This window comes from Pseudomonas shiyinii (genome assembly GCF_056725765.1).
Genome location: NZ_CM161522.1, coordinates 2,215,143 through 2,240,175, shown reverse-complemented (window position 1 = coordinate 2,240,175; position 25,033 = coordinate 2,215,143). Strand labels below are relative to the sequence as shown.

Genomic DNA, 25,033 nt, shown 5'->3' with positions numbered 1-25,033 from the left:
GATGGCCGGTGGCAACTGAGTCGCGGCACTCGATCATGAAGGGGCCGGCCCAAAACTGGATTACGCAGATGCTCGTCAACGCAGACTTCTCCCGCCGCGCCACCGTTTCACCCGATGACTACCAATGGGTGCCCTCGCCGCAACAGGGCGTCGAGCGGGTGATGCTCGACCGGCTCGGCGGCGAACGGGCCCGAGCGACCAGTATCGTGCGGTACGCCCCCGGCTCGTGCTTCCCGCCCCATGGCCATCCTGGAGGCGAAGAGGTGCTGGTCCTATCCGGCACCTTTTCCGAAGGCGATGTGCACTACCCTGCCGGCTACTACCTGCGCAACCCGCCAGGTTCGGCCCACCAACCTTCCAGCGCCGACGGCGCAATCATCTTCGTCAAGCTCTGGCAGATGCAGCCGGACGAAAGAATGCCCGTGCGAATCGACACGCGAGACGCCGCCAATTGGCACATGCAAGGCGGCCGAGAAGTCTGCCCCTTGTTTGCCAACGACACCGAGCGCGTGAGTTTGCAACGACTGCCGCCAGGCGCACCAATGTTCGATGGAGGGGTGGCCAGCGCCGAATGGCTGGTCGTCTCCGGCCGGCTGGAAACCGCTGACGGGGCATTTGACCAAGGCAGCTGGATGCGGCTGCCGCAAGGGTCCTACCCGGACATGGTGGCCGGCGCACACGGCGCCGTCGTGTACCTCAAGACCGGGCACCTGCCTCCTGAATGCTGAGCCCGACCAGCCAGCGGCTTCGACGACCGGCTCCAACAACCGTGCGAAGTCTGCATAGCGTGCATCGGCAAAGTCTGCCAATGCACGGCAGCTTATGACCTCAGCGTTTATCTATACGTTTCGCCGGAAATGGGAAAGTAGTCCTCAGGTGTATAGGGGCGCGCATAGGGCGAACGCGGGATCGTTATAGGCGCGAAAGTTTAAAATGGTGCGTACCCTATTTGGTTGAAAGTTCATTGAATTCGTCATGGAGCTCTATGAATTTTTAACAGATTTAAAACGGGCTGGCGGGTACAGCCAACCCTTGTGTACCGCCATACGCACTGCGCAAGCGATGCTGCCTTATTGCGCCAGAAAACACAACGACGTATTCTCGCGCAACTTTCGAGTTATCGAAGAAAGTTGCGCCGCCATATGGCCATTACTTGCATAAAGCCATCACCATGAACTTACGCATCCCCAACCCCAACGATATATGTGAGTGGTTGCTGAGTACCGGCGCCTTGCAACTCACCGATATCCAACGTGCTACCCGCTTGGGGTTGGCCCAAGGTATTGCCGAGGATGAAAAGTTACATACGCTGCTGCGCCTGGGTGCGGTAAAAGAGCAGCAAATGGCCACTGCCTATGCGCAATTGCTCGGCGCGCCAAGGCTGACGAACGAAACGGTCCAGGCCAGCCCCACCGTGCCCGAGCGCTTTGCCCGTCACTATGGGGTCATTGCCTTGAGCGAAGATCCGACACGGCTGCGGGTGGCCGCCGCGGTGCCGCTCAGCGGCTACGCCATCTCCGCCCTTGGCTACCAGGCGGAAAAACCGGTCGAGGTGGTGATCGCCACTGCCGACGAGGTCACCCGGTTGATCGGGCAGGCGTATGGGGACGGCCGATCGAGCGCCGTGGCCTCGATCGAGGCGGTGGTCGACGACGGCCTCGCCGACAACGACCTGGAACAGCTCAAGGACATGGCCTCCGAGGCTCCGGTCATCCGCCTGGTCAACCTGATACTGCAGCGCGCCGTGGAACAACGGGCGTCGGATGTCCATGTCGAGCCGTTCGAGCAGCAGCTGAAGGTGCGCTACCGGGTCGATGGCCTGCTGGTCGAAGGCGATGCGCCGCCCAGTGGTTACGCGGCGGCGATCATCTCGCGCCTGAAGATCATGGCCCGCCTGGACATCGCCGAACGCCGGCTGCCTCAGGACGGGCGCATCATGCTGCGCATCCATGGGCGCGAGCTGGACCTGCGCGTCTCCACCGTACCGACCAGCTTCGGCGAGTCGGTGGTGATGCGCCTGCTGGACCGGCAAAACGTGCGCTTCGATTTCGCGAGCCTGGGCATCGGCCAGCCAACCCTCGAAGCCATCGAACACCTGCTGGCACGCCCCCACGGCATCTTCCTGGTCACCGGCCCGACCGGCTCAGGCAAGACGACCACGCTCTACACCGCGCTCTCGGGTCTCAATACCGCTGAGCGCAAGATCATCACGGTCGAAGACCCGGTCGAGTACCAGTTGCCAGGCATCAACCAGATCCAGGTCAAGCCGGCGATCGGCTTGGATTTCGCCAACGCGCTGCGTTCGATCGTCCGCCAGGACCCCGACGTCATCATGGTCGGTGAAATACGCGACCTGGAAACTTGCCGTATCGCCATCCAGTCTTCCCTGACCGGCCACCTGGTGCTGTCGTCGCTGCACACCAACAGTGCCGCAGCCACCATCACCCGCCTGCTGGACATGGGCGTGGAAGGCTACCTGCTGGCCTCGACCCTCCAGGGTATCCTGGCCCAGCGCCTGGTCAGGCGGCTGGATCCGGCGACCCGAATCGCCTTCGAGGCCCCCGCCGAGCTCATCGAGCGCTACGACCTGGCGCGTCATACCCGCCAGCGGCCGATCCTGCTCTATCGGGCAGACGAGCAGGCCGCCGGAGGCGGCTACCATGGCCGCGTCGCCATCACCGAATTGCTGGTACTGGATGACACGTTGCGCGCCTTGCTGATGGGGCGTTGCGACAGCACCAGCCTGGAGGCTGCCGCTCGCGCCAAAGGCCTGGTGACACTTCACGAAGATGGCCTGCGCCAGGCCCTGGCGGGCACTACCTCGCTCGAGGAAGTGCTGCGCGTCACGGGAGACGCCTGAGGTGCCGGTATTTTCCTACCGGGCACTGGATGCCGAGCGCCGTGAGCAACAGGGCGAGCTGCAGGCCAACGACCGCAACGACGCAGCCTGCCAGTTGCAACGGCGTGGCCTGCTGGTCCTGAGCCTTAAGCCGGGCAGCCGTATGCGTCGAGGGAGCCGCCAGCGCGCTGTGTTGCGCGCAGCGGAACTCGCCACGCTGACCCAGCAGCTCGCCACCCTGATCATCGCCGGTCAACCGGTGGACAAGGCCCTGGCCACGCTGCTCAAGCATGTGCGCAAGCCTGCTGCCCAGGCAGTGCTGGAACAGGTACGCGACCAGGTCAAGGCCGGGCATTCGTTGTCCCAGGCCCTTGCGGTACACCCGGCGACGTTCCCGCCGTTCTATACCAGCCTGGTGCGGGCCGGCGAAGCCGCGGGCGTGCTCGAGGTGACCCTGGCGCAGTTGAGCAGCTACCTGGAGCGCAGCCACAGGCTGCGTGGCGAAATCACCAATGCGCTGATCTACCCGGCATTCCTGGTGGTTGGCGTGATCGGCTCACTGGGGCTGCTCCTGGCCTACGTGGTGCCGCAGTTCGTACCCGTGTTCCAGGACCTGGGCGTGCCGCTTCCGCTGGCGACCCGTGTCATCCTGGCCCTGGGTGAATGCGTCAACACCTGGGGCCTGCCGGGCCTGGCCATGCTGGTCGGCGCAGCATGGTTGTGGTCGGCCGTGCGGCGCAACCCGCAGCGACGTGAGGCCCTGGACCAAAGAGTCTGGCGCAGCCGTCTGTTGGGGCCGCTGGTGCAACGGCTGGAAACCGCTCGCCTGGCGTTCACCCTGGGCACCTTGCTCAACCACAGCGTGGCCTTGCTGCCAGCACTGGTCATCAGCCGCGACATCAGCAGCAATCACGGCCTGCGCCAGCACCTCGGGCAGGCCACCGAACAGGTCAAGCAAGGCAGCAGCCTGGCCCGGGCGCTGTCTCGCGCGCCGATGCTGCCGGAGCTTGCCATCCAGATGATCGAGGTCGGCGAACAGTCCGGCAGCCTCGGCGCGATGCTGCTCAAGCTCGCCGACCTCTACGACCACGAGGCCAAGCGCACCCTCGAACATCTGCTGGCGGCCCTGGTGCCGACCCTGACCCTGCTCATGGCGGTTGCAGTGGCGGCGATCATGCTCGCCATCATGCTGCCGCTCATGAGCCTCACCGACACGCTCTAGGAGACCAACATGCGCGCCCAGCGACGCCAAACCACCCGCCAAGCGGGCTTCACCTTGCTCGAAATGCTCGCGGTCATCGTGCTCCTGGGCATCGTCGCAGCGATTGTGGTGCGCCAGGTCGGGGGCAATGTCGACAAAGGCAAGTACGGCGCCGGCAAGGCGCAGTTGGCCAGCCTGGGCATGAAGATCGAAAGCTATGCCCTGGATGTGGGCACCCCACCTGGCGAGCTGGGCCATTTGCTGCACAAGCCTGCCAATGCCAGCCGTTGGGCCGGGCCCTATGCCAAGCCTTCGGACCTGCTCGACCCGTTCGGCCACCCCTTCGCGTATCGCTATCCAGGCGAGCATGGCAGCTTCGACCTGATCTTCCTCGGCCAGGACGGCGCGCCCGGCGGGCAAGGTCACGCCGCCGACCTGGGCAACTGGGAATAACCCGCTTCGTGGCCCGGCCCCGCGAGCGCGGCTTCACCCTCTTCGAGCTGTTGCTGGTACTGGTATTGGCCGGCACAGCCATGGCGATCCTGGCCCCGGCACTGGGCCGCGGCATGCAGGCGGCGACCGAGCGCAGCGCGTTGGCAAGCATGGTCGGCGCCTTGCGCAGCGCACGGGTCCAGGCCATCGCCGGTGGGCAAACCGTACAGGTGACCTTCGACCTGGGTGCCCGTCTCGTCCGGGCGCCAGGGCGCAAGCCTACCGCATGGCCCGCCGACTTCAGGGTACGCCTGCACACTGCGCGCGAGCTGGGCGCGGCCTTTGCGTTCTACCCTGATGGTGCCGCCAGCGGTGGCAACATCCTGGTGACCCGTGGCCAGGCGCGTTGGCGCATCGACATCAATTGGCTGACCGGCAGCGTCACCCTGCGGGCATTGCCATGAGCTGCCAACGTGGCTTCACCTTGCTGGAAATGCTCGCGGCCATTGCCGTGTTGACGATGGCGACCGTGATCGCGCTGGGCGCTTTCGCCCAGGGCAGCCGCGCGTTGCAGCAGGCTGAGCGCGCCGACCGGCACACAGGCGCTGCGCGATCGTTGATGGACGATTTCGACCTTGGCGGGCTGGAACCCGGTAGACATCGTGGCACTTGGCAAGGCCTGGACTGGGTGCTGGAGGTGTCCGCCGAACCTGTGGCCGCGGGCACGGTCGAGCTGTACCGGCTGGTATTGTCGATCAACGATGGGCAGCGCACCACCCACTACAGCACGCTGCGTGCGCGCAACGGGCAGGCCCGGCCATGAGGCGGCAAACGGGTTTCACCTTGCTGGAAACGCTCATGGTCTTGAGCCTGGTGGGGCTGCTGATGGGGTTGGTGGCGTCGGTACTGGTGCTGGCCAATCGCTCGCTGGCCAGCGCCGAGCACCTGGCCACACAGTTGGATGAGCAACGTGCCGCCCAGCGCATGCTGCGCCGTGCCCTGGGCCAAGTGCTCGCGCTGAGTGCACAGACCGAAGACGGCAGGCATACCGCGACGTTCGAAGGCCATGGCGACCAGGTGGTTTTCTACGCGCCTGTACCCAACTCGGTGGGCGGCGGCCTGTACCGCCAGCGCCTGCGACTGCGCGAGGGTCGCCTGCAACTGCAGCTGGCAAGGCTGGACGGGCAATGGCTGCATCCCTGGAGTGAGCCCCTTCCCTTGCAAGGCGGGGTCAAGGCATTGAAGCTGCGCTATAGCGGCGACTCCCCCCTGGGCAAGGCCACCGGCTGGGTGGCTGACTGGCCATGGCCCCAGCGCCTTCCCCGAGCGGTGCGCGTCGATGTGCTGCTCGCCAACGGCCAGGCCTGGCCCACCCTGCACGTCAACCTCCTGCTGGACCATTCTGGCGACGGTGGTCGGCCATGACGGGTCAACGAGGGGCGGCGTTGCTGGTCGTACTGTGGGTGGTCGGGGTGCTTGGCGTGCTGCTGGGCGGGCTGGTGACGGCCGTTCAACTCCAGCAACGCCTGGCACGCCTGCAAGGCGACCAGACCCAGGCAGCCTTCGCCGCGCAGGCGGGCGTCGAGCTTGCGGTGGCCAATGCCCTGCGCAACGACAGGGCCCGCTGGTTGCCCGATGGCCAGGCGCACACCCTGCACTTCGCCGGCAGCACGCTGCGAGTCAGCCTCACCAGCGAGCGCGGCAAGCTCGACCTCAACGCCTGCTCGCCCACAAGCCTTGCGAAGCTGTTGCGTGCCAGCGGCGCCACTGAACAGGCCACAAGCAGCGTGACCCAGGCCTTACTGGCAAGACGTAACGAGGTCCCCCTGCGAATGCCCGAAGAATTTCGTTCGCTCCCCGGGATGACCCAGGCGGTCTATGACCGCGCGTTGCCGTCCATCACCGTCTGGGCCGGTACTCCGTTGCCCGCGACGGGGCTCGCCTCGCCACGGCTGGCCGCGGTGCTCGGCTTGCCCAGCCCTCGCGGCACAGCCCCGGAGCCGGGGCCGGTATTGACCGTCACCAGCGAGGCGCGATTGGCCAATGGCTCCACCTCACGCCTGCAGGTGACGCTGATCCTTCGACCCGCCTATGCCGGCAACAAACCCTACCGGCTGCTAAGGAGGCAAGAATGAAGCGGATGATGAGGCGGCTCGCGGCACCACGGCACGCTTGGCACACCGGTTGGCTGAACAGCAGCGTGCGCCGCTGGGTGGGCGCCTGGGTTACAGAGCTGGTCGAGATGTTGCCGCCTGCGCTGACGGCGCGGATGGGGACGCGTAACGTCGATCAGGTGGTCACCTGGCCGTTGCCCGCCGATTGCCAACCAGGGCGCCCGACTGTCTTGCTGCTCGCGCCTACCCAGGTCATGGCCCAACGCATCAGCCTGCCCTTGGCGGCCATACGCAACCTGCGTGAAGTGCTCACCTACGAAATCGACAAGTACACGCCCTATACCGCGGACCAGGTGCATTTCGTCGCGCGTGTGCTGCACCGGCACGCTTCCAGCGCCGATGTGCAGTTGGTGGCCGTTGCGCGTACGGCCCTGCAGACGATGATCGCTGCCTGCCGCGAGCGGGGCCTGCACCTGCTTGCCCTGGACGCCCAAGGCGTCGACGGCGAGCGCTTGCGCATCGACCTGCTGCCGCCCGGCACGCGTCGTGTGCTGACACGCTCCGCCCGGCTCGACCGCTGGCTATGGCTCGGTTGCTGTGCAGCCACCCTGGCGTTGGCGGCCGCATACCTGGAGCGTCGCCAGGCCGAGGTCCAAGCCATGCAGCGGGAAGTGGCCGTACAGCGCAATGCCGTGCAGCACCTGCTGGAGCTGCGCAACACGTTGGATACGACGCTGGACGCATCGGCCTACCTGGCCCGCCTGAAGGCGCAGCGCCCCTCCCTGAGCTGGCTGCTGGCAGACCTTACCTCATGCCTGGGCAGGGACACCTGGGTGGAGCACCTGCAGGTGCACGCAAACGGCCAGGTGACGTTTACCGGCCAGAGCGCCCAGGCCAGTGCGCTGCCCACCCAGCTGAAGGGTTGCCAGACCTTCGTGGACGCCCGCTTCCAGGGCGCGATCCTGGTCGACCAGGCCGGCAACCGAGACCAATTCACCATCAGCGCCCAACTCACACAGGAGCCCCGTGATGCGTCCGCTAAGCCGTAGAGAACGCAAGGTCGCTGCACTGGGCCTGCTGGCCGCGCTGATCGGGGCAGCCTGGTACCTGGGGGTCGAGCGCCTCTGGCTGGCTCCCCTGCGCACCCTGGATGAACAAACCCAGGCCCTGCAGGAGCAACAGCGCCGCTACGCCAGCTTGATGCTGCAGAAACCAGCGCTGCAGGCCCAGTTCAAGCGTGCCCAGGATGACCCCGCCAGGCGCGAAAGCCTGCTGCCTGGCGACGACTCGAACACCGTCGCGGCGGACTTGATGCAGCAGGTAGCCGACCAGGTCGAACGGCTGTCCCGCCATGGCGCGGGTTGTGAAGTGACCCAGAGCATGCCGATGCCCACCGGCGAACAAGGCGCACCACCCACCACGCCTTATCGCCAGGTGAAGGTGAGCCTGACGCTGGCCTGCGCCATCGAGCCCCTGGCGCTGCTGATGCATGCGCTGGAGTACGACCAGCCCAGCCTGTTCATCGACCAGCTGAGCATTCGCCGCGCTGCCTCGGCACCAGCACAGGGCGGCGCGGGCCGCCTGGACGTGCACCTGCTGATCCATGGCTACATGCGTGAAGCCGCCTCAGCAGGGGCTTCTTCATGAAGCGGCGCCCTCGCACACGGGTGCTGCTGGTGGTGAACCTGGCGCTGCTGGTGGCCATCGCCTGGACGCTCGGCGCACCGATCACGCCCCAGTGGCTGGCCGCAGACCCGGTTCCCGGCCCCAAGGCCCCCACACCACCTGTGCCCTCGCCCCAGCTCTCGCAAGCGCTGCTCGCTGAAACCTGGGCCCGCCCCCTGTTCGCCCCGGACCGCCAGCCCGACCCGTCCGTGCCCGGGGAACAGGTGCCGGTGCTTTCCGGCCTGACCTTGACCGGCGTGGTCTTGAGCGCCGGCGCCAAGCTCGCCTACCTGCGTGAAGGCGCTCAGCCTGCGCACAAGGTCGAACTGGGGGCGACCCTGGGCAGTGGCTGGACCCTCAGCCACCTCACCGCCACCACCGCCACTTTCACCCGCAACGCCCAGACCTACACGCTCAGCCTGCCCGTGCCGCGCTTGCCCGCGCCATCGAAGGCCTCCGTCATCACACCGCCACGTACCTCATCACCATGACCATGCCGTTATTCCCGCATTTTCTCCTGCCGACATTGCGCACGCCGTTGCTGGGCCTGGGTGTCGCTGTCGCCCTGGCCGGGTGCGCCCTTCCCAGGCAAGGCCTGCAAACCGACCAGGCGCTGATGCGCGAAGCCCTCGAGGGGGCCGGTGCGCCACCGCCGCCTGCCAGCATCACACCGGCGCCCACCCCCGCTCGCAGCGATATGACTGTCGCGCCCCCTGCACGGCGCATCATCGAGGGCGACCAAGGTTTCCTTCGCCCGTCGCCCAAGACCCTGCGTACGCCAGCTCCGGAGCCAGGCGACATCGTCTTCAATTTCACCGACCAGCCGATCGAAGCGGTGGTCAACAGCATCATGGGCGACCTGCTGCATGAGAACTACAGCATCACCCAGGGCGTGCAAGGCACGGTCAGCTTTTCCACCTCCAGGCCCGTCAGCCCGAAACAGGCCCTGTCGATCCTGGAAACACTGCTGTCCTGGACCGACAACGCGATGATCCGCCAGGGCGATCGCTATGTCATCCTGCCTGCGGACCAGGCCGTAGCCGGCAAGCTGGTGCCTGAAGTGGCCACGGCGCAACCCGCCCCGGGCCTGGCCGCCCGCCTCTACCCTTTGCGCTACATCGGCGCGACCGAAATGCAAAAGCTGTTGCAGCCGTTCGTGCGCGACAACGCCTTCCTGTTGGTCGACCCGGCACGCAACCTGATCAGCCTGGCCGGCACGCCGGATGAATTAGCGAACTATCAGGACACCATCGACACTTTCGATGTCGACTGGCTCAAAGGCATGTCGATCGGCGTCTACGGCCTGCAACGCGCCTCGGTTGGCGAATTGATGCCACAGTTGCAGAAGCTGTTCGGCCCGGACAGCGACCTGCCGTTGGCCGACATGGTCAGGTTCATGCCCAACGAGCGCACCAATTCGATCGTCGCCATCTCGGCGCAACCGGCGTACCTGCAAGAAGTGGGCGACTGGATCAGGACCATCGACGAAGGCGGCGGCAACGAGCCGCAGCTGTATGTCTACGATGTGCGCAACATGAAGGCCGTGGACCTGGCTCGCTATCTACGCCAGATCTATGGCTCGCGCAGGGTTGCCGAAGCCGCGGCGGCCAAGGTGGCGCCGGGGCTGAAGACGACCAACCTGTTGTCGTTGAATGGCAGCGGGCAGCCAGATAACGGCTTCGCCTCGCATGCCTCAGGAGACGAAAGCCTTGGCGATGATGAAACGACCGATGAACTGGGTGAACCGAGCGACGAAGCCGCCGTAGCGGAACCCGACGTCGGCACGCCAGGGAGCAGCGGCGCCAACCCTCTCGAGGAGGCCGTGCGCATCACGGCGCAGAAAAGCAGCAATCAGTTGCTGGTCAGAGCCCGGCCGGCCCAATGGGAAGAGATCGAGTCGGCAGTCAAGCGCCTGGACAGCCCGCCGCTGCAGGTGCAGATCGAAACCCGGATTCTTGAAGTCACGCTCACCGGCGACCTCGACCTGGGCGTGCAGTGGTACCTGGGGCGGCTGGCGGGCAACTCGTCCAGCCCTACCGTGGCCAACGAACCCGGCAGCCAGGGAGCATTGGGCGCAGGCGGGGTCGCCTTGGGCAGCAGCTCGATGTTCTACTCGTTCGTCAGCGACAACCTGCAAGTCGCACTGCGAGCCTTGGAGACGCGAGGGCTGACCCAGGTGCTGTCGGCGCCTTCGCTGGTGGTGCTGAACAACCAGCAGGCGCAGATCCAGGTGGGGGAAAACATTCCGATCAGCCAGACCACGGTCAATACAGGCGCCTCGGATACGACCCTGAGCAGCGTCGAATACGTGCAGACCGGGGTGATTCTGGATGTGGTACCGCGGATCAACCCCGGCGGCCTGGTGTACATGGATATCCAGCAACAGGTCAGCGATGCCGACGACAGCGCGATCACACCCACCCAGCCCAACCCGCGTATCACCAGCCGCGCCGTCTCGACCCAGGTGGCCGTGCAGAGTGGCCAGACGGTATTGCTGGGCGGGTTGATCAAGCAGGACAACGCCAAGCTGCAGACCCGCGTGCCCTGGCTCTCGGACATCCCCGGCCTTGGGTGGTTGTTCGGCAGCCGTTCGAAGCGCCGCGACCGTACCGAGCTGATCGTGCTGATCACACCGAAGGTGGTGAACAACCCCGAGCAGGCACGCCAGGTGACGGCGGAGTATCGCCAGCAGATGCAGTTGTTGAAAGCCCAGGCGGCGGGTTACTGAGCGCTTGGCAGCGCCCCGGCTCTCAAATCAATGAGTTATCGGGGCGGGCCTGATTGCGGGACAAGCCTGCTCCCGCAATCAGCCCAGCGCCGTCAGATCCCGTCGCGGGCCAGGTCCATCGCGAAGTAGGTCAGGATCAGGTCGGCGCCGGCTCGCTTGATCGAGCCGATGCTCTCGCGCACCACCCGTGCCTCGTCGATGGCGCCGGCCAGGCCGCCGAACTTGATCATCGCGTACTCGCCGCTGACCTGGTACGCCGCCAGCGGCAGGCGCGAGGCGGCGCGGATGTCGGCGATCACGTCGAGGTAGGCGCCGGCTGGCTTGACCATCAGCACATCGGCCCCTTCCTGCTCGTCGAGCAGCGACTCGCGCACAGCTTCGCGGCGGTTCATCGGGTTCATCTGGTAGCTTTTGCGATCACCTTTGAGCGCGGTGCCGCCGGCTTCGCGGAACGGGCCGTAGAGCGAAGAGGCGAACTTGGTCGAGTAAGCCATGATCGCCGTGTCATGGAAGCCTGCACCGTCCAGGGCGCTGCGGATGGCCTGGACCTGGCCGTCCATCGCCGCCGACGGGGCAATGAAGTCGGCACCGGCGGCAGCGGCCACCACGGCCTGCTTGCCCAGGTTGGCCAGGGTGGCGTCGTTGTCCACGCCATGGTCGTGCAGCACGCCGCAATGGCCGTGGCTGGTGTACTCGCAGAAGCAGGTGTCGGACATCACCACCATTTCCGGCACGGTGTCCTTGCAGATACGCGCCATGCGCGCCACCAGGCCGTTTTCGTTCCAGGTGTCGCTACCGGTCGCGTCCAGGTTGTGCGAGACGCCGAAGGTCATCACCGACTTGATGCCGGCGCGGGCGTAGCGCTCGATTTCGCTGGCGAGCCGCTTCTCGGGGATGCGATTGACCCCGGGCATGCTGGTGATGGGCACGAAATCGTCGATGCCTTCTTCGACGAAGATCGGCAGGATCAGGTCGTCGAGGCGGAATTCGGTCTCCTGGAACAGGTTGCGCAACGACGGGTTCTGGCGCAGGCGACGTGGGCGGACGATGGGGAAGTTCGACATTGGAGCTCCAGACAAGTTTTGCTACCCGCCACCATAAGTCGTAGGGCCGTCACTGACCAGTCTTGACGTGAAGAATATGTGTTGCGCCCCGGGCAACAAACCCGGGCGGGCGCGGTCTGGCGCCCGTTCCGGTGTCTGCTGAGCGACAATCGGTCGCAATCACCTGGGCAGTGGGTACAGCGCCTCGTCGAACTGCGACAGCTTGGGGAATTCCAGTGGCAGGTCGTCCGAGAGGTGGCTCAGGCGTTGCTGGTAGTCGTGCAGGAAGCTTTTACGCGCCTCATCGCTGATGTACGGCACATGCCAGGCCACGAACGGCGGCAGCACCTCGAAGCCGACATAGGCCAGGGTACCGCGCAGGATCGGCCGCAGCATGTCCTCCAGCGGCCCATGGATCGCGCCCTCGCCGAACATGTGCTCGCGCCCGCCCAGGGTCACGGTCACCAGCGCCTTCTTGCCCACCAACCCGCCCTGGTCGTAGAAGCGCTTGCCGCCGTAGCACACGCCGGAGACGAGTACGCGGTCGATCCAGCCCTTGAGCATGGCCGGGGTGGAGAACCAGAAGATCGGGAAGTTGAGCACCAGCAGGTCGGCCCACAGCAGCTTGTCCAGCTCGGCCTGGATATCCGCGGCGATGGAGCCGCTCTTGACCCCCAGGCGCTGCTCCAGGGCATACACCAGGTAGTCAGGGTTCTCACGCGTGCCGAAATCCTCGGCGCTGGCCACCGGGTTCCAGCCCATGGCGTACAGGTCGCTGACCTGCACCTGGTGCCCCTGGGCCGTGAAGGTCTCGACCGCCTGGTCGCGCAGGGCGGCGGTGAAGGATTTCGGCTCGGGGTGAGCGTGGACGATCAGTACGTTCATGAAGGTTGTCCTTGCACAGTTTGCAGGTTGGATTGCCCGGCCCGGCGGGCCAGCAGGCGGTTGAGCCAGTCGGGGTCCATTTCCGGTTCGGAGGAAAACAGCAGCCCGGTGTAGTCGTGGTACGGCGGCGCGAAGATGGCTTCTCGGCTGCCATGGTCGACCACTCGCCCGCGCTGCATCACCATCACTTCGTCGGCGATGGCGCGTACCGTGGCCACGTCGTGGGTGATGAACAGGTAGGAAACGCCCAACTGGCGTTGAATACGGTCAAGCAGCTTGAGAACGCCCTCGGCCACCAGTTGGTCCAGGGCCGAGGTGACTTCGTCGCAGATGATCAGCTCAGGCTCGGCGGCCAGCGCCCGAGCGATGCAGATGCGCTGCTTCTGGCCGCCGGAGAGTTCGCGAGGCTGGCGGTGCATGTACTTGCCCGGGTCGAGTTCTATCATCTCCAGCAACTCGGCCACACGTTGATGCAGCGCCTTGCCCTTGAGCCCCAGGTAGAGGGTCAGCGGTCGACCGATGATATCGACGATACGCTGGCGTGGGTTCAGTGCGGTATCGGGGATCTGGTAGATCATCTGGATCCGCCGCAGCTGCTCCTTGCTGCGCTGACGATAGTCCGCCGGCAGTGCCTCGCCGTCGTACAGCACCTGGCCGCTGCTGGCCGGCAACAGGCCCGTGATCAACCGTGCGGTAGTGCTCTTGCCGCTGCCGGACTCGCCGATCACCGCCAGGGTCTGGCCACGGTGCAGCGTGAGCGAGACATCGTGCAGCACCGGCTGGGCGCCATAGCTGGCATTGGCCCGGCGGACTTCCAGCAAGGGCCGGGCGTGGGCCAGGCACGGCTTGACCTCGGTATGGAAGCTGCGCACGGCCCACAGCGACCGGGTGTAGTCCTGGCGCGGGCTTTCCAGCATGGTGCGGGTCTGGGCCTCCTCCACCAGGCTGCCATGGCGCAGCACCATGATGCGATCGGCGATCTGCGCCACCAGCGCCAGGTCATGACTGATGTACAAGGCCGCGCTGCCGTAGGTGCGTATCGCATCGCGAATGGCGGTCAGCACTTCGATCTGGGTGGTGACGTCCAGAGCGGTGGTCGGCTCGTCGAAGACGATCAAATCTGGATGGCACGCCATGGCCATGGCGGTCATCACCCGCTGCAACTGGCCACCGGAAACCTGGTGCGGGTAGCGTTGGCCGATGCGTTCCGGATCCGGCAGGCGCAGTATCCGGTACAGCTCCACCGCCTCGGCCTCGGCGCGGACACGGTCGATGCCGCCGTTCTTCACGGCGGTCTCGATGTGCTGGTCGATCAGCCGATGGGCCGGGTTGAACGAGGCAGCGGCGCTTTGCGCTACATAGGCGATGCGAAGGCCACGCAGGCGACGCAAAGTCTCGGACGCAGCGCCCACCAACTCTTGGCCGTCGAAACGCACCGAGCCGCCGCTGATGCGGCAACCGTCACGCACATAGCCCATGGCCGCCAGGCCCAGGGTCGACTTGCCCGCCCCCGACTCGCCGATCAGCCCCAGCACCTCGCCTCGCGCGAGGGTCAGGTCGATGCCCTTGATCAACGGGTGCCAGGCGTCGTCATGGTGTCCGTCGATGCGCAGGTTCCGTATTTCCAGCAACGGTGTATTCATGCTCAGCACTCCTTCAGGCCACTGGAAGTATGCAGTACCCAGTCCACGACGAAATTCACGCTGACGGTGATCAGCGCCACGGCCAGCGCCGGCAGCAACGGGCTGAGTTCACCGAAGGTGATCAGCACCGCATTGTCGCGCACCATGCTGCCCCAGTCGGCGGTCGGTGGCTGAATGCCAAGGCCCAGGAACGACAAGGCACTGATGAACAGGAAGACGAAACAGAAGCGCAGGCCGAACTCGGCGATCAAGGGGGCTGCGGCATTGGGCAGCACCTCGCGGCTGACCAGCCACCACAACCCTTCCCCACGCAGGCGCGCGGCCTCGACGAAGTCCTGCACCACCACGTTCATCGCCACCGCCCGTGCCAGGCGGAACACCCGGGTGGCATCGAGCAGCGCGATCACCAGCACCAGCGAAGTCGCGGTGGTGCCGACCACGCTGAGGATCAACAAGGCGAAGATCAACTGCGGGATGGCCATGAGGATATCCACCAGGCGCGATAACCCCTGGTCGACCAAGCCGCCCTTGACCGCCGCCATCAGGCCGCAGAAACCGCCCACCGCGAAGGCCAGAGCGGTGGTCAGGAAGGCGATGCCCAGGGTGTTGCGCGCACCGTAGATCAGGCGGCTGAACATGTCACGGCCCAGGTTGTCGGTGCCCAGCAAGAACTGCCCGCCCCAGGGCGCGAAACCCTCGCCGACCACTTCGGTCTCGCCGAACGGCGCCAACACCGGTGCGAACAGCGCCACCAGCACGTAGAGCAGGATCACCAGTACACCGAACTTGGCGCTCAACGGCGCACGTTGCAATTGCTTGAACAGGCTCATCGGCTGGCTACCCCTTGGGATGCATCAGGCGCGGATTGCTGGCGATCGACAGCACATCGGCAGTGGTATTGAGCAGGACGTAGGTGGCGGCGAAGATCAGGCTGCAGGCCTGCACCACGGGGATGTCGCGCTTGGCGACCGAGTCCACCAGCAGTTGGCCAAGCCCCGGGTAGACGAACACCACCTCGACCACCACAACGCCGACCACCAGGTAGGCCAGGTTCAGCGCCACTACGTTGATGATCGGAGCCAAAGCGTTGGGCAAGGCATGGCGGAAGATGATCCGCCCCGGCGAAATGCCCTTGAGCCGGGCCATTTCAATGTAGGGACTGGCCAGCAGGTTCACCAACGAGGCGCGGGTCATGCGCATCATCTGCGCGATCACCACCAAGGCCAGCGTCAGCACCGGTAGCAACGAACGCTGCAGAACCTCGCCCAAGGAGGCGTCCGGTGGCAGAATCGAGATGCTCGGCAGCCAGCCCAGGCTCACCGCGAACAGCAAGATCAAAATGTAGGCCACGAAGAACTCGGGAAACGAAACAGCGGTCAGGGCACTGGTGTTGAGCAACCGGTCGAACCAACTGTTGCGGTACAGCGCCGCGAGCATACCCAGCAGCAACGCCAGGGGCACTGATACCAATGCGGCCAGCAACGCCAGGCTGAAGGTGTTGCCCAGGCGCGCGCCGATCAGTTCGGCGATAGGCCGCTGGTTCGCCAGGGACACTCCCAAGTCGCCGTGCAGCAATTGCCAGGCCCAGTGGCCGAAGCGGCTCGGCGCTGGCATGTCCAGGCCCAGCTGGGCCCTCAGCGCGGCCACGGTTTCAGGGGTGGCGGACTGGCCGAGCATGGCCTGGGCGACATCGCCGGGCAGCATGCCGACGGCCAGGAAGACGATGACCGAAACCGCCAGCAGCGACAGCAGCCCCAAGGCCAGACGCCGTGCAAGCAATGAACCAAGGCTATTCATCATTGAGCTTCTCCAGGAACAACCAAAGGGTCACGCCAACCACCAGCGCTCGATCAAGCGCAGGCCGTCCAGCTCGCCATAGGGTGCGGTGACGCCGCCATGGGTGACTCGGCGCGAACGCGCCGCCACGGAGCTGGCGAACAAGGGCACGATGGCCCCGCCATCATCGCGGCACAGGCTCTGCATTTCGTCGTACATCTCCTGGCGCAACGGTGCGTTCATCTCTCCCCGGGCGGCGGCCAGCAACTGGTTGAAGCGGGCATTGTCCCAATGCGTCTCGTTCCAGGCCGCGCCCTTGGCGTAGCCGATGCTGAACATGCGGTCGGCGGTCAAGCTGCTGTACCAGAACGAGGTGGTGAAGGGCTGTTTCATCCACACGTTGGTGAAAAAACCATCGACCGGCTCGCGTACGACCTCGATGTCGATACCGGCACGCCGTGCCTGCTCCTTGAACAACACCGAGGCATCGACCGCGCCGGTGTAGGCAGCTTCCGACGCCTGCAAGCGTACCTTGAGCCCGTCCATGCCGGCCTTGCGCAGGTGAAAGCGTGCCTTGTCCGGGTCGTAGCTGCGCTGTTCCAGGGCGGCGTTGATGAAGCGGCTGCCGGGCTGGATCGGATGGTCATTGCCGATCTGGCCGTAGCCGTGCAGCACAGAAGCCAGCAGGGCCTTGCGATCGATGGCGTACTTGAGCGCCAGGCGTACGTCGTTGTTGCGAAACTGCGGGCTGTCGCAAAGCATGGGAAAGGTGTAGTGCTGCGCGCCCTTGGTTTCCTCGATGACCAGCTGCGGGCTGCGCTTGAGCAGCGCCACGATCTTGAGGTCGACCTTGTTGATCACGTCCACCTGGCCGGTGACCAGGGCATTGACCCGCGCCGTACCATCGGAGATGGCCAGCAACTGCGCGCCAGCGAAGTGTGCTCGGCCGGGTTTCCAGTAGTCCGGGTTGCGCTCCAGGTCCATACGCACCCCCGGCTCGAAGCGCTTGAGGCGATAACCACCCGTGCCGATGCTATGGCGCCAGTCGGCCACGCCGTCCTTGGCCGGCATGATCACCAGGTGGTAGTCGGCGACTACATAGGCAAAGTCGGCGTTACCCGCGTGCAGCTCGAATACGACCGTATCATTGCCCTGAGCGCGCACCTGGGCTACGTCGCCCAGCACGGCCTTGGCCGCCGAGGTGGACTTCTCGCCCAGGTGGTGCTGGATCGAGGCGACCACGTCCTGGGCATCGAGGGTCTTGCCGTCGTGAAAGGTGACGCCCTGGCGCAGGAAGAAGGTCCAGACCCTGGCATCGGGGCTGGACTCCCAGCGTTCTGCCAGTTCAGGGATCGCCGTGCCATCCACGCCGATCTCGCTGAGGGTGTTATACACCGCCGAGAAGCCGACAAAGGTGAAGGTGTCGCTCCACGAGCCAGGGTCGCCAGAGTCGGTGCTGCTGCCGCCGGCCAGCCCTAAGCTCAGGATACCGCCGGCCTTGGGTGTGGCCTGCCCGGCCCAGCTCGGCAACGGCAGGCCCAGAGAGAAGGCGCCGGCGACGGTCGCAGCGGCCCCGTACTTGAGAAAATCCCGACGCGGCAGGCCAGCTTCGGGTATCGCTTGAGTGATCTTGTTCTTGTTATCGCTCATGGCATCGCCTTTTTGAACCGCTAAGAGAAAGGTCGCGCACTTCGATGACTCATAATTGTAATTGTCATCGTGATAAATACATTAGACTCTATGCCGTGCCTCTGCCAAGTGGATTTTCACAGGGGTGTAGACTTCGATTTTCGACCCAGGAACCTTCGCCGATGAGCCAGTCGACGCGTCTGATCACCGCCTCCTATATCCTCTCGTTCGTGGCCGCCAACGCCCCGCAGAAGCTTCGCACCGACACCATCTCCAAGTGGGTCAAGGTTCACCCTGCACGGGTGCGCAGCCTGGCCTCGCAGCTGGTCAAGGCCAATATCCTCAAATCCTGGCGCGGCGCCCATGGCGGCCTGACCCTGGCGCGCCCACCCAGCGAGATCACCCTGCGCGATGTGTATGACGCCGTGCAGGAGAGTTCATTGATTGCCGAGAAGATCGACAACCCGTTCTCCGGGATGGAAGACCACTGCAAGGTGTATGAAGTGTTCACCAGGCTGTTCGCCATGCTCGAGGCGAACATGCGCCTGGACCTGGGATCGATCACCGCAGACCAGTTGTTCGTGGCGTTCGACAGGCCGGTGGACGATGCGGCCGCAGGATGAACCCGGTTCGCCGACGATTGGCGCGGCCCTGCCATCGCGGTTGCATGGCAAGGGCCGCGCCGTGGATCGCGGAGCAAGCGCAGGGTTGTGCAAGATCATGGCCCTGCTCGTTCAGAGCTGCACCGCCTTGACCTCGACGAACTCGCCCAGCCCCTCCTCGCCCCATTCCCGGCCATTGCCGGATTGCTTGTACCCGCCAAACGGCGCCCGGTAGTTGAACCCGGCCCCGTTGACGAAGCACTGCCCGGCGCGCATCTGTCGCGCCAGGTCCAGGCCGCGCTCGCGGCTACCGGCCCAGACCGCGCTGGACAGGCCGAACGGCGAATCGTTGGCCATTTCGACTGCCTCGGCCTCGTCGGCATAAGGGATCAGGCACAGCACCGGCCCGAAGATTTCCTCCTGGGCGATGCGCATGCGGTTGTCGACGTCGGCGAACAACGTAGGCGCCACATAGTAGCCCCGCTCGAAGCCCGTGGCGGTGTCGCCGCCGCACAGCAGCCGCGCGCCCTCCTCCTGGCCCAGGCGAATATAGTCCAGCACGGTGCGCCGCTGCCCGGCCGAGCACATGGGGCCGAGGAAGCTGCGTGGGTCTCGCGGGTCGCCCATGGCCAGCGCCTGGGTTTGCGCCACCGCGATTTCCAGGGCCTGCGCATAGCGCTCGGCCGGCAGCAGCATGCGGGTGAGCGCCGTGCAGGTCTGCCCCGAGTTGATCATCACGTCCTGCACGCCATGGCGCACGGCCGCTTCCAGGTCGGCATCGGCGGTGATCAACAGCGGCGACTTGCCGCCCAGCTCCAGGCACACGCGCTTGACCGTCGGCGCGGCGGCCTGGGAGACCCGTACCCCGGCACCGGTGGAGCCGGTGAACGACACCATGTCCACCTGCGGATGCCGGGCCAGGGCCTCGCCCACCTTCGCCCCCGGTCCGCTGACCAGGTTGAACACGCCGGCAGGCAGGCCGATGGCGTCGATCATCTCGGCCAGCAGGAAGGCGTGCAAGGGTGTCTCCTGGCTGGGCTTGACCACCACCGTGCAGCCGGCGGCCAAGGCCGGGGCCAACTTGCCGATCATCTGGTGCAGCGGGTAGTTCCAGGGGTTGATGAAGGCGCACACCCCTACCGCCTCGCGGTACACCAACGAATTGCCGACCTCGCGCACCTCGTCCATCAGCCCGGCCAGCTCACTGTATTGCTCCAGGCCCTCGATAGGGCCGTCGACCTGGACCATCTGGCACCACTGCACCGGCATGCCCAGCTCGGCGGTGATCACATCGGCCATTTCCCCGGCCTTGGCCTTCAGTTGCCCGGCCAGGGCACGAATGTAGCCGGCCCGCACGCTGGAGGGCGTGCGCGACCAGGCGTCGAACGCACGCCGGGCGGCAGACACCGCCCGATCTACATCCTCCTCGTTGCCCAGCGGGACACGGCCGATGGCCGCCTCGCTGGCCGGGTCGATGACCTCGGCCATGCCCTGCCCGCTCGGCAATTGCCAGGCGCCGTCGATATACAGTCGCGGGTACTCACGCATGGGCCTGCTCCTGCATCAGGGCCCGCGCACAACGGGCTATGCGCCGGCAGGCGTCGTCCAGCGCCTCGGCGCCGAGCACCAGGCCCAGGCGTATATGCCCGGCGGCGCTCGGCCCGAAGGCCTCCCCTGCCAACACCGAGACGCCTTCCTGGTCCAGCAGGCGGTCTGCGAAGGCCTGGGCGCTCAGGCCGGTTTCACGAATATCGACCATCACGAACATCCCGCCATCGGGCTTGAGCGCCTTGATGCCCGGGCAGCCGGCCAGGCGCTCGCAGACCAGGTCGCGTCGTTGACGATAGGCGTCGCGCATTGCCTCGAGCTCCGCCAACGGCTGCTCCAGGGCCACCACCGCGGCATCCTGGATGAAGTCGGGCGAGCCGTAGAGCATGCACAGGGCGAGGTTCTCCAGATGGCCGGCCAGCTCGGCCGACCCCACCACCCAGCCTACCCGCCAGCCGGTCATGGCATGGGACTTGGACAGGCTGTTCAGCGTCGCGGTGCGCTCGGCCATGCCCGGCAGGCTGCCGGGGCTGACGTGCTCGCCGTCGTACAGCAGCTCGCTGTAGACCTCGTCGGAAATCAGCCACAGGTCATGGGCGATGCACAGCTCGGCCAGGGCCTCCCAGGTGGCGCGTGGCAGGCTCGCCCCCGAGGGGTTGTGCGGGCTGTTCAGGGCCAGCGCACGGGTACGGGGGGTGATGCGTGCCGCCACATCCGCGGGGCATACGCGAAAACCGTTCTCCGGCTTGACCGGTACCGGCACCACGGTAGCCCCACAAGCACCGAACACGGCTTCGTAGGTGACGTACATCGGCTCGGCGACGATCACCTCGTCACCCGGCTCCAGCACGCACTGGGCCACGCAGAACAGCGCGCACTGGGCGCCGGCCAGCACGGTGACCTGATCGGCATCCACCTTCTGGCCGCTGCGTTGCTGGTGGCGACGGGCAATGGCCTGGCGCAAGGCCAGCTTGCCGCGTACGTCCGAATAATGGGTGTGGCCGTTGCGCAGGCTGTCGATAGCTGCCTCGACGATGGGTGCCGGGGTGTCGAAGTCGGGGTCGCCCACCGACAGCAACAGGATGTCCCTGCCCTCGGCCTGCATCGCCAGGGCGCGGTAGTGGATGTCCCAGGCGGCGGCACCGTCGCCGGCGATGCGTTGGGTCAGCTTGGAAAAGCGCATGGCAATCCTCCGTCAGTGCGCACAGGCGTGCTTGAGTTCGACCAGGGTCACACCGTTGCGGGCAAAGCCCGCCTGCAGCGCCCGTTGCAGCTCATCGAGGCTGCGCGGTTGCGCCACGGTGCAGCCGAACGCCCGGCCGAGCGCGGCGAAGTCCGGGTTGCGCGGCAACACGCCGATGGGTTCGATGTCCAGGCCGAGCATGTCGTCGCGGATCTGGCCCAGGGCGTCGTTGTTCCACAACAGCACCACCAGCGGGCGGTCCAGCTCCTCGACCGCGGTAGCCAGCTCCTGCGCGGTATAGAGGAAGCCGCCATCGCCCACCAGCACCAGGCCCGGACGGTCAGCGCTGGCGAACATGCCGCCGATACCCGCTGGCAGGCCATAGCCGAGGGTGCCGTAGCCGGTGGGGTGCAGCCAGCTGCGCGGCGCGCGGCTGGTGAAGGCATAGTTGCCGGTGTAGGCCAGCTGGGTCATGTCGCTGCTGATGAAGGCGTTTTCCGGCAGCACGGCGGCTATACGGTCGAGGATCGCCTGGTGGATGCCTTGCAGCGGGCCATGGCCTGCGCGGATCGCCTGACGCAAGTTGGCCACCGCCTCGATGGCGGCGCCGGCGTCGCGCTGGATGTGCGGCAGGTGTTCCAGCAGGCCGGCGAGGGTCTGCCGGGCATCGCCATGCAAGGCCAGGGCACAGGGGTAGAAGTCATTGAATTTGCGCGGGTCGATGTCCACCCGCAGCAGTTCGCCACGAAGCGGCAGGCGCTCGCGCCAGAAATCGGTGTCGGCCATTTCCGTACCCACCGCCAGCACCACGTCGGCTTCGCCGATCAGTTGCCAGCCAGGTTCCACGCACAGGCTGGCACCGGCATTCAAAGGCGATTCCGGCGGCAACAGGCCCTTGCCGGCCACGCTGGTGAACACCGGCGCCGCCAGGCGCTCGCTGAGCTGGCGCAGTTCGTCGGCCGCCTGCAAGGCGCCGCCACCGGCGATGATCATCGGCCGCTTGGCGGCGGCGAGCTTCAAGGCCGCCTGGTCCAGGCTGTCGCGATCGGGCAGGCCACGCCCGGGGCGGCGCACCACCTCGGTGCTCCAGTCGCGGGCGACCGGGGCCGCCAACACATCCAGCGGCACCGAGATGTGCACCGGGCGTGGGCGCTCGCTGTCGAACACGGCCCAGGCACGGGCGATCAGCTCTGGCAGGTCTTCGGCGCACAGGGCCACGGCGGAGAACGCGGTGATCGGCGCGGTCATGGCGCGCTGGTCCTGGGTCTCATGCAGGCAACCCCAACCTTTGCCCAGGCTTGCGGTGTGGTTGACGCTGGAGATCACCAGCATCGGGATGGAGTCGGCATAGGCCTGGCCGATGGCGGTGGCCGCGTTGGTCACGCCGGGGCCGGTGATGACGAAACACACGCCCGGCTTGCCGCTGACCCGGGCATAGCCGTCGGCCATGAAGCCGGCGCCCTGCTCATGGCGGGTCAGCACATGGCGGATGCCACTGCCCGGCAGCCCACGATACAACTCCAGGGTATGCACCCCGGGGATGCCGAACACGGTATCGACGCCATAGTTGCCCAGCAGCCGCACCAAGGCCTGGCCGGCGGTCATGGAGGGTTCACGCATTATCGTTCTCCTTGCGGCTGGCCGAGGCGGATCAGCGCATCGACCGCGGTGGTGCCCTGGGCACCGACCATCAATGGGTTCACGTCCAACTCCAGCAAGCGGCCTGCATTCTCGCAGGCGTAGTCGGCCACGGCGCGGATCGCCGCCACCAAGGCGTCCAGATCGGCCGCCGGGCGCCCCCGGAAGCCTTGCAACAGGCCGGCGCTACGCAGGCCCAGCACGGCATTGCGGATGGCCCCGTCGGTGGTGGGCAACAACAGGTTGACGCTGTCCTTGAGCAGCTCGACCAGCACCCCGCCGGCGCCGATCACCAGGGCCAGGGCGAAGTCGTTCTCGCGCTTGATGCCAACGATCAGTTCGGCCAGTGGCGCCTCGGCCATGGGCTCGAGCAGCACCTGGTCGAACGGCACATTCGGCGCGTAGGCCGCAATACGCTCGCGCATCTGCTCGAGCGCTGCCGCCAGGGCGTTGGCATCACGCAGATTGAGCGCCACGGCGCCGGCTTCGGTCTTGTGCGGCAACTGCGCACTGACTGCCTTGAGCACCAGGGGGAAGCCCACCCCGACGGCATCCGTGACAGCCTGCCCGGGCGTGCTCAGCACACCGGCTGGTACCGGCAGGCCGAACGCACGCAGCGCCTGCTTGGATTGCCACTCGTCGAGCACGTTCGCCTGGCCATCCAGCGCCTGAGGGCACAGCGGCACCAAGGCCGACTCGCCCAGTGCCAGCAAGCGCGGGCGGTTACGTTGGTAGGCGACGATCCGCCCCCAGGCCGCCAGACCGTCCTCCACGCCTTGCAAGGCGGCGATGCCATGGGCGTGCAGGCGCTCGCGGGCATAGGCCGGCAGCAGCTCCGGGAAGGCCGAGGTGACGAAGCCGACCTTGCCGTGGCGCGCCAGGGCGTCGCAGTAAAGCCCCAACAGCAGGTCGCACTCCTTGCGCTCGCCGGTGAACTGCGCCGGGTAGTCCAGCACCAACATGGCTGCGTCGGCATCGCCGCGCAGGGCACTGTCGAGCATGCGCTCGAGCGCGGCGGCATCGCCCCAGATCGCCGTGGTGAAATCCAGTGGGTTGACCAGGTTGGCGTAGGCCGGAAGCACCTGGGCCAGTTCATCCACCTGCCCGGGTTCGAGCTTGGGCAAGGTCAGGTGATTGCGTTCGGCATAGTCGGCGATCAGCCCGGCGTCGCCACCGGAACATGCCAAGGCGATCAGGCGGCCATCCTTGGGCAGTTGCCCGCAGGCAGCGGCCTTGAGGGTTTCGACGAAGCTCACCGGGCCGCTCACACGGATCACGCCCAGGCGCTGGAACAGGCTGTCGTACAGCGCGTCGGAGCCCGACAGCGAACTGGTGTGGCTCAGCGCCAGTTCCGCGCCGATCTGCGAGACACCTGTCTTCAAGGCAATGACCGGGATGCCGCGCTCCAGAGCCTTGTGCGCGGCGCGGGCAAAGCCGGGCACGTTCTTCAGGCCTTCCAGGTGCAGGCCGATGGCCGTGACCCGTGGGTCGTCCAGCAGCACGTCCATCAGCTCGGCCACGCCCAGCTGTGCCTGGTTGCCGACCGAGGCCATGTAGGCCACCGGCAGCGAGCGGTCGCTCATCGACAGGTTGTAGGCGAAGTTGCCGCTCTGGGTCAGGATCGCTACGCCCCTCTCCACCTGCTTGCCGCCGTGGGCGACCGGCCACAAGGCAGCGCCATGCAGGTAGTCGAGCAGGCCGTAGCAGTTGGGGCCAAGCAAGGCCATGGAGCCGGCGGCCTCGAGCAGGCGCTGTTGCAACAGACGCCCTTGCTCGCCGCTCTCGGCGAAACCCGAGGCGTAGCAGATGGCACCGCCGGCACCACGATCGGCCAGGGCCTGGACGCATTGCAGGGTCAGGTCCTTGTTGGTGGCGATGAACACGGCGTCCGGTGCACACGGCAGGTCGGCGACGCTCGCCACGCATGGCACGCCGTCCAGGCTTTCGTGCTGCGGGTTGACCAGCCACATCTGGCCGGCGAAGCCACCTTCGGCGCAGCGCTTGAGCGCCCGTGCCATGCTGCGGCCGCCGACGAAGGCCAGGTGCCTGGGTGCCAATAGGCGCTTGAGGTTGTCACGAATCGAATGCGACATGGGGGTTCTCCAGG

At 66.2% G+C, this 25,033-nt stretch carries 23 protein-coding genes; 13 read left to right on the top strand and 10 right to left on the bottom strand.

All coding sequences use genetic code 11. The annotated features are described in order from the left end of the window. The first annotated feature begins 68 nt into the window (after positions 1–68). The 12 genes from ACXHGZ_RS10165 (at position 69) to gspD (ending at position 10,979) form a co-directional block, all read left to right on the top strand. Positions 69–728 carry a cupin domain-containing protein gene (locus ACXHGZ_RS10165; RefSeq protein ID WP_480463681.1) on the top strand — a complete coding sequence of 220 codons (660 nt, stop codon included), beginning with the start codon at positions 69–71 and terminating at the stop codon, positions 726–728. Positions 729–1,171: 443 nt separating this feature from the next. Further along, a complete protein-coding gene (gspE, locus tag ACXHGZ_RS10160) occupies positions 1,172–2,860 on the top strand; it encodes a type II secretion system ATPase GspE (RefSeq protein ID WP_480463679.1) in 1,689 nt (562 codons plus the stop codon). Position 2,861: 1 nt separating this feature from the next. After that, complete coding sequence (locus tag ACXHGZ_RS10155; RefSeq protein WP_480463678.1) at positions 2,862–4,061, top strand: type II secretion system F family protein; 1,200 nt, start codon at positions 2,862–2,864, stop codon at positions 4,059–4,061. A 9-nt stretch (positions 4,062–4,070) separates the two neighbouring features. After that, positions 4,071–4,493 (top strand): type II secretion system major pseudopilin GspG, encoded by a 423-nt coding sequence (gene gspG / locus ACXHGZ_RS10150; protein ID WP_480463677.1) that lies wholly within the window; start codon positions 4,071–4,073, stop codon positions 4,491–4,493. A gap of 8 nt (positions 4,494–4,501) precedes the next feature. Beyond that, positions 4,502–4,936: a GspH/FimT family pseudopilin gene (locus tag ACXHGZ_RS10145; protein ID WP_480463676.1), complete on the top strand. Its 435-nt coding sequence runs from the start codon at positions 4,502–4,504 to the stop codon at positions 4,934–4,936. Further along, positions 4,933–5,295, top strand: coding sequence for a type II secretion system protein (locus ACXHGZ_RS10140; protein WP_480463675.1), 363 nt, complete (start codon positions 4,933–4,935; stop codon positions 5,293–5,295). The genes ACXHGZ_RS10145 and ACXHGZ_RS10140 overlap by 4 nt, the downstream gene beginning before the upstream one ends. Continuing rightward, on the top strand, positions 5,292–5,897 hold the full coding sequence (locus tag ACXHGZ_RS10135) for a type II secretion system protein GspJ (RefSeq protein WP_480463673.1): 606 nt from the start codon (positions 5,292–5,294) through the stop codon (positions 5,895–5,897). Before ACXHGZ_RS10140 ends, ACXHGZ_RS10135 begins: the two co-directional genes overlap by 4 nt. Continuing rightward, positions 5,894–6,607, top strand: coding sequence for a type II secretion system minor pseudopilin GspK (locus ACXHGZ_RS10130; RefSeq protein WP_480463671.1), 714 nt, complete (start codon positions 5,894–5,896; stop codon positions 6,605–6,607). The genes ACXHGZ_RS10135 and ACXHGZ_RS10130 overlap by 4 nt, the downstream gene beginning before the upstream one ends. After that, positions 6,604–7,635: a type II secretion system protein GspL gene (locus ACXHGZ_RS10125; protein WP_480463670.1), complete on the top strand. Its 1,032-nt coding sequence runs from the start codon at positions 6,604–6,606 to the stop codon at positions 7,633–7,635. The genes ACXHGZ_RS10130 and ACXHGZ_RS10125 overlap by 4 nt, the downstream gene beginning before the upstream one ends. After that, a complete protein-coding gene (gspM, locus tag ACXHGZ_RS10120; RefSeq protein ID WP_480463669.1) occupies positions 7,613–8,233 on the top strand; it encodes a type II secretion system protein GspM in 621 nt (206 codons plus the stop codon). The genes ACXHGZ_RS10125 and gspM overlap by 23 nt, the downstream gene beginning before the upstream one ends. Beyond that, complete coding sequence (locus ACXHGZ_RS10115) at positions 8,230–8,742, top strand: type II secretion system protein, XpsN-like (RefSeq protein ID WP_480463668.1); 513 nt, start codon at positions 8,230–8,232, stop codon at positions 8,740–8,742. The genes gspM and ACXHGZ_RS10115 overlap by 4 nt, the downstream gene beginning before the upstream one ends. Next, on the top strand, positions 8,739–10,979 hold the full coding sequence (gene gspD / locus ACXHGZ_RS10110) for a type II secretion system secretin GspD (RefSeq protein WP_480463667.1): 2,241 nt from the start codon (positions 8,739–8,741) through the stop codon (positions 10,977–10,979). Before ACXHGZ_RS10115 ends, gspD begins: the two co-directional genes overlap by 4 nt. 92 nt (positions 10,980–11,071) lie before the next feature. Here the strand turns inward: gspD and hemB are convergent, their stop codons facing one another. The 6 genes from hemB to ACXHGZ_RS10080 form a co-directional block, all read right to left on the bottom strand. After that, the gene (gene hemB, locus ACXHGZ_RS10105) at positions 11,072–12,043 is read right to left on the bottom strand and encodes a porphobilinogen synthase (RefSeq protein WP_084857879.1); all 972 of its coding nucleotides are present in this window, start codon (positions 12,041–12,043) and stop codon (positions 11,072–11,074) included. Between the two features lie 159 nt (positions 12,044–12,202). Beyond that, positions 12,203–12,907, bottom strand: a complete 705-nt coding sequence (locus ACXHGZ_RS10100) for an NAD(P)H-dependent oxidoreductase (protein ID WP_480463666.1) — start codon at positions 12,905–12,907, stop codon at positions 12,203–12,205. Further along, a complete protein-coding gene (locus ACXHGZ_RS10095) occupies positions 12,904–14,550 on the bottom strand; it encodes an ABC transporter ATP-binding protein (protein WP_368828963.1) in 1,647 nt (548 codons plus the stop codon). Before ACXHGZ_RS10095 ends, ACXHGZ_RS10100 begins: the two co-directional genes overlap by 4 nt. Positions 14,551–14,552: 2 nt before the next feature. Beyond that, positions 14,553–15,380: an ABC transporter permease gene (locus ACXHGZ_RS10090; RefSeq protein ID WP_172403028.1), complete on the bottom strand. Its 828-nt coding sequence runs from the start codon at positions 15,378–15,380 to the stop codon at positions 14,553–14,555. 7 nt (positions 15,381–15,387) lie between these two features. Further along, a complete protein-coding gene (locus ACXHGZ_RS10085; protein ID WP_172403029.1) occupies positions 15,388–16,347 on the bottom strand; it encodes an ABC transporter permease in 960 nt (319 codons plus the stop codon). 30 nt (positions 16,348–16,377) lie between these two features. Then, positions 16,378–17,976, bottom strand: a complete 1,599-nt coding sequence (locus ACXHGZ_RS10080) for an ABC transporter substrate-binding protein (RefSeq protein WP_480463665.1) — start codon at positions 17,974–17,976, stop codon at positions 16,378–16,380. 161 nt (positions 17,977–18,137) lie between these two features. Between ACXHGZ_RS10080 and ACXHGZ_RS10075 the strand changes: the two genes are divergently transcribed. Next, positions 18,138–18,578, top strand: a complete 441-nt coding sequence (locus ACXHGZ_RS10075) for an RrF2 family transcriptional regulator (RefSeq protein ID WP_084857883.1) — start codon at positions 18,138–18,140, stop codon at positions 18,576–18,578. 111 nt (positions 18,579–18,689) lie between these two features. Here the strand turns inward: ACXHGZ_RS10075 and ACXHGZ_RS10070 are convergent, their stop codons facing one another. From ACXHGZ_RS10070 to ACXHGZ_RS10055, 4 genes are read right to left on the bottom strand one after another with little or no spacing between them, the layout of a single operon-like run. Next, entirely contained in the window at positions 18,690–20,105 is a 1,416-nt protein-coding gene (locus ACXHGZ_RS10070) for an aldehyde dehydrogenase family protein (protein WP_480463664.1), read from the bottom strand. Next, on the bottom strand, positions 20,098–21,288 hold the full coding sequence (locus ACXHGZ_RS10065) for a pyridoxal phosphate-dependent aminotransferase (RefSeq protein WP_480463663.1): 1,191 nt from the start codon (positions 21,286–21,288) through the stop codon (positions 20,098–20,100). Before ACXHGZ_RS10065 ends, ACXHGZ_RS10070 begins: the two co-directional genes overlap by 8 nt. A 12-nt stretch (positions 21,289–21,300) precedes the next feature. Next, positions 21,301–22,908 (bottom strand): 5-guanidino-2-oxopentanoate decarboxylase, encoded by a 1,608-nt coding sequence (locus tag ACXHGZ_RS10060; RefSeq protein ID WP_480463662.1) that lies wholly within the window; start codon positions 22,906–22,908, stop codon positions 21,301–21,303. Beyond that, positions 22,908–25,019 carry an acetate--CoA ligase family protein gene (locus ACXHGZ_RS10055; protein ID WP_324818936.1) on the bottom strand — a complete coding sequence of 704 codons (2,112 nt, stop codon included), beginning with the start codon at positions 25,017–25,019 and terminating at the stop codon, positions 22,908–22,910. Before ACXHGZ_RS10055 ends, ACXHGZ_RS10060 begins: the two co-directional genes overlap by 1 nt. Between the last annotated feature and the right edge of the window lie 14 nt (positions 25,020–25,033).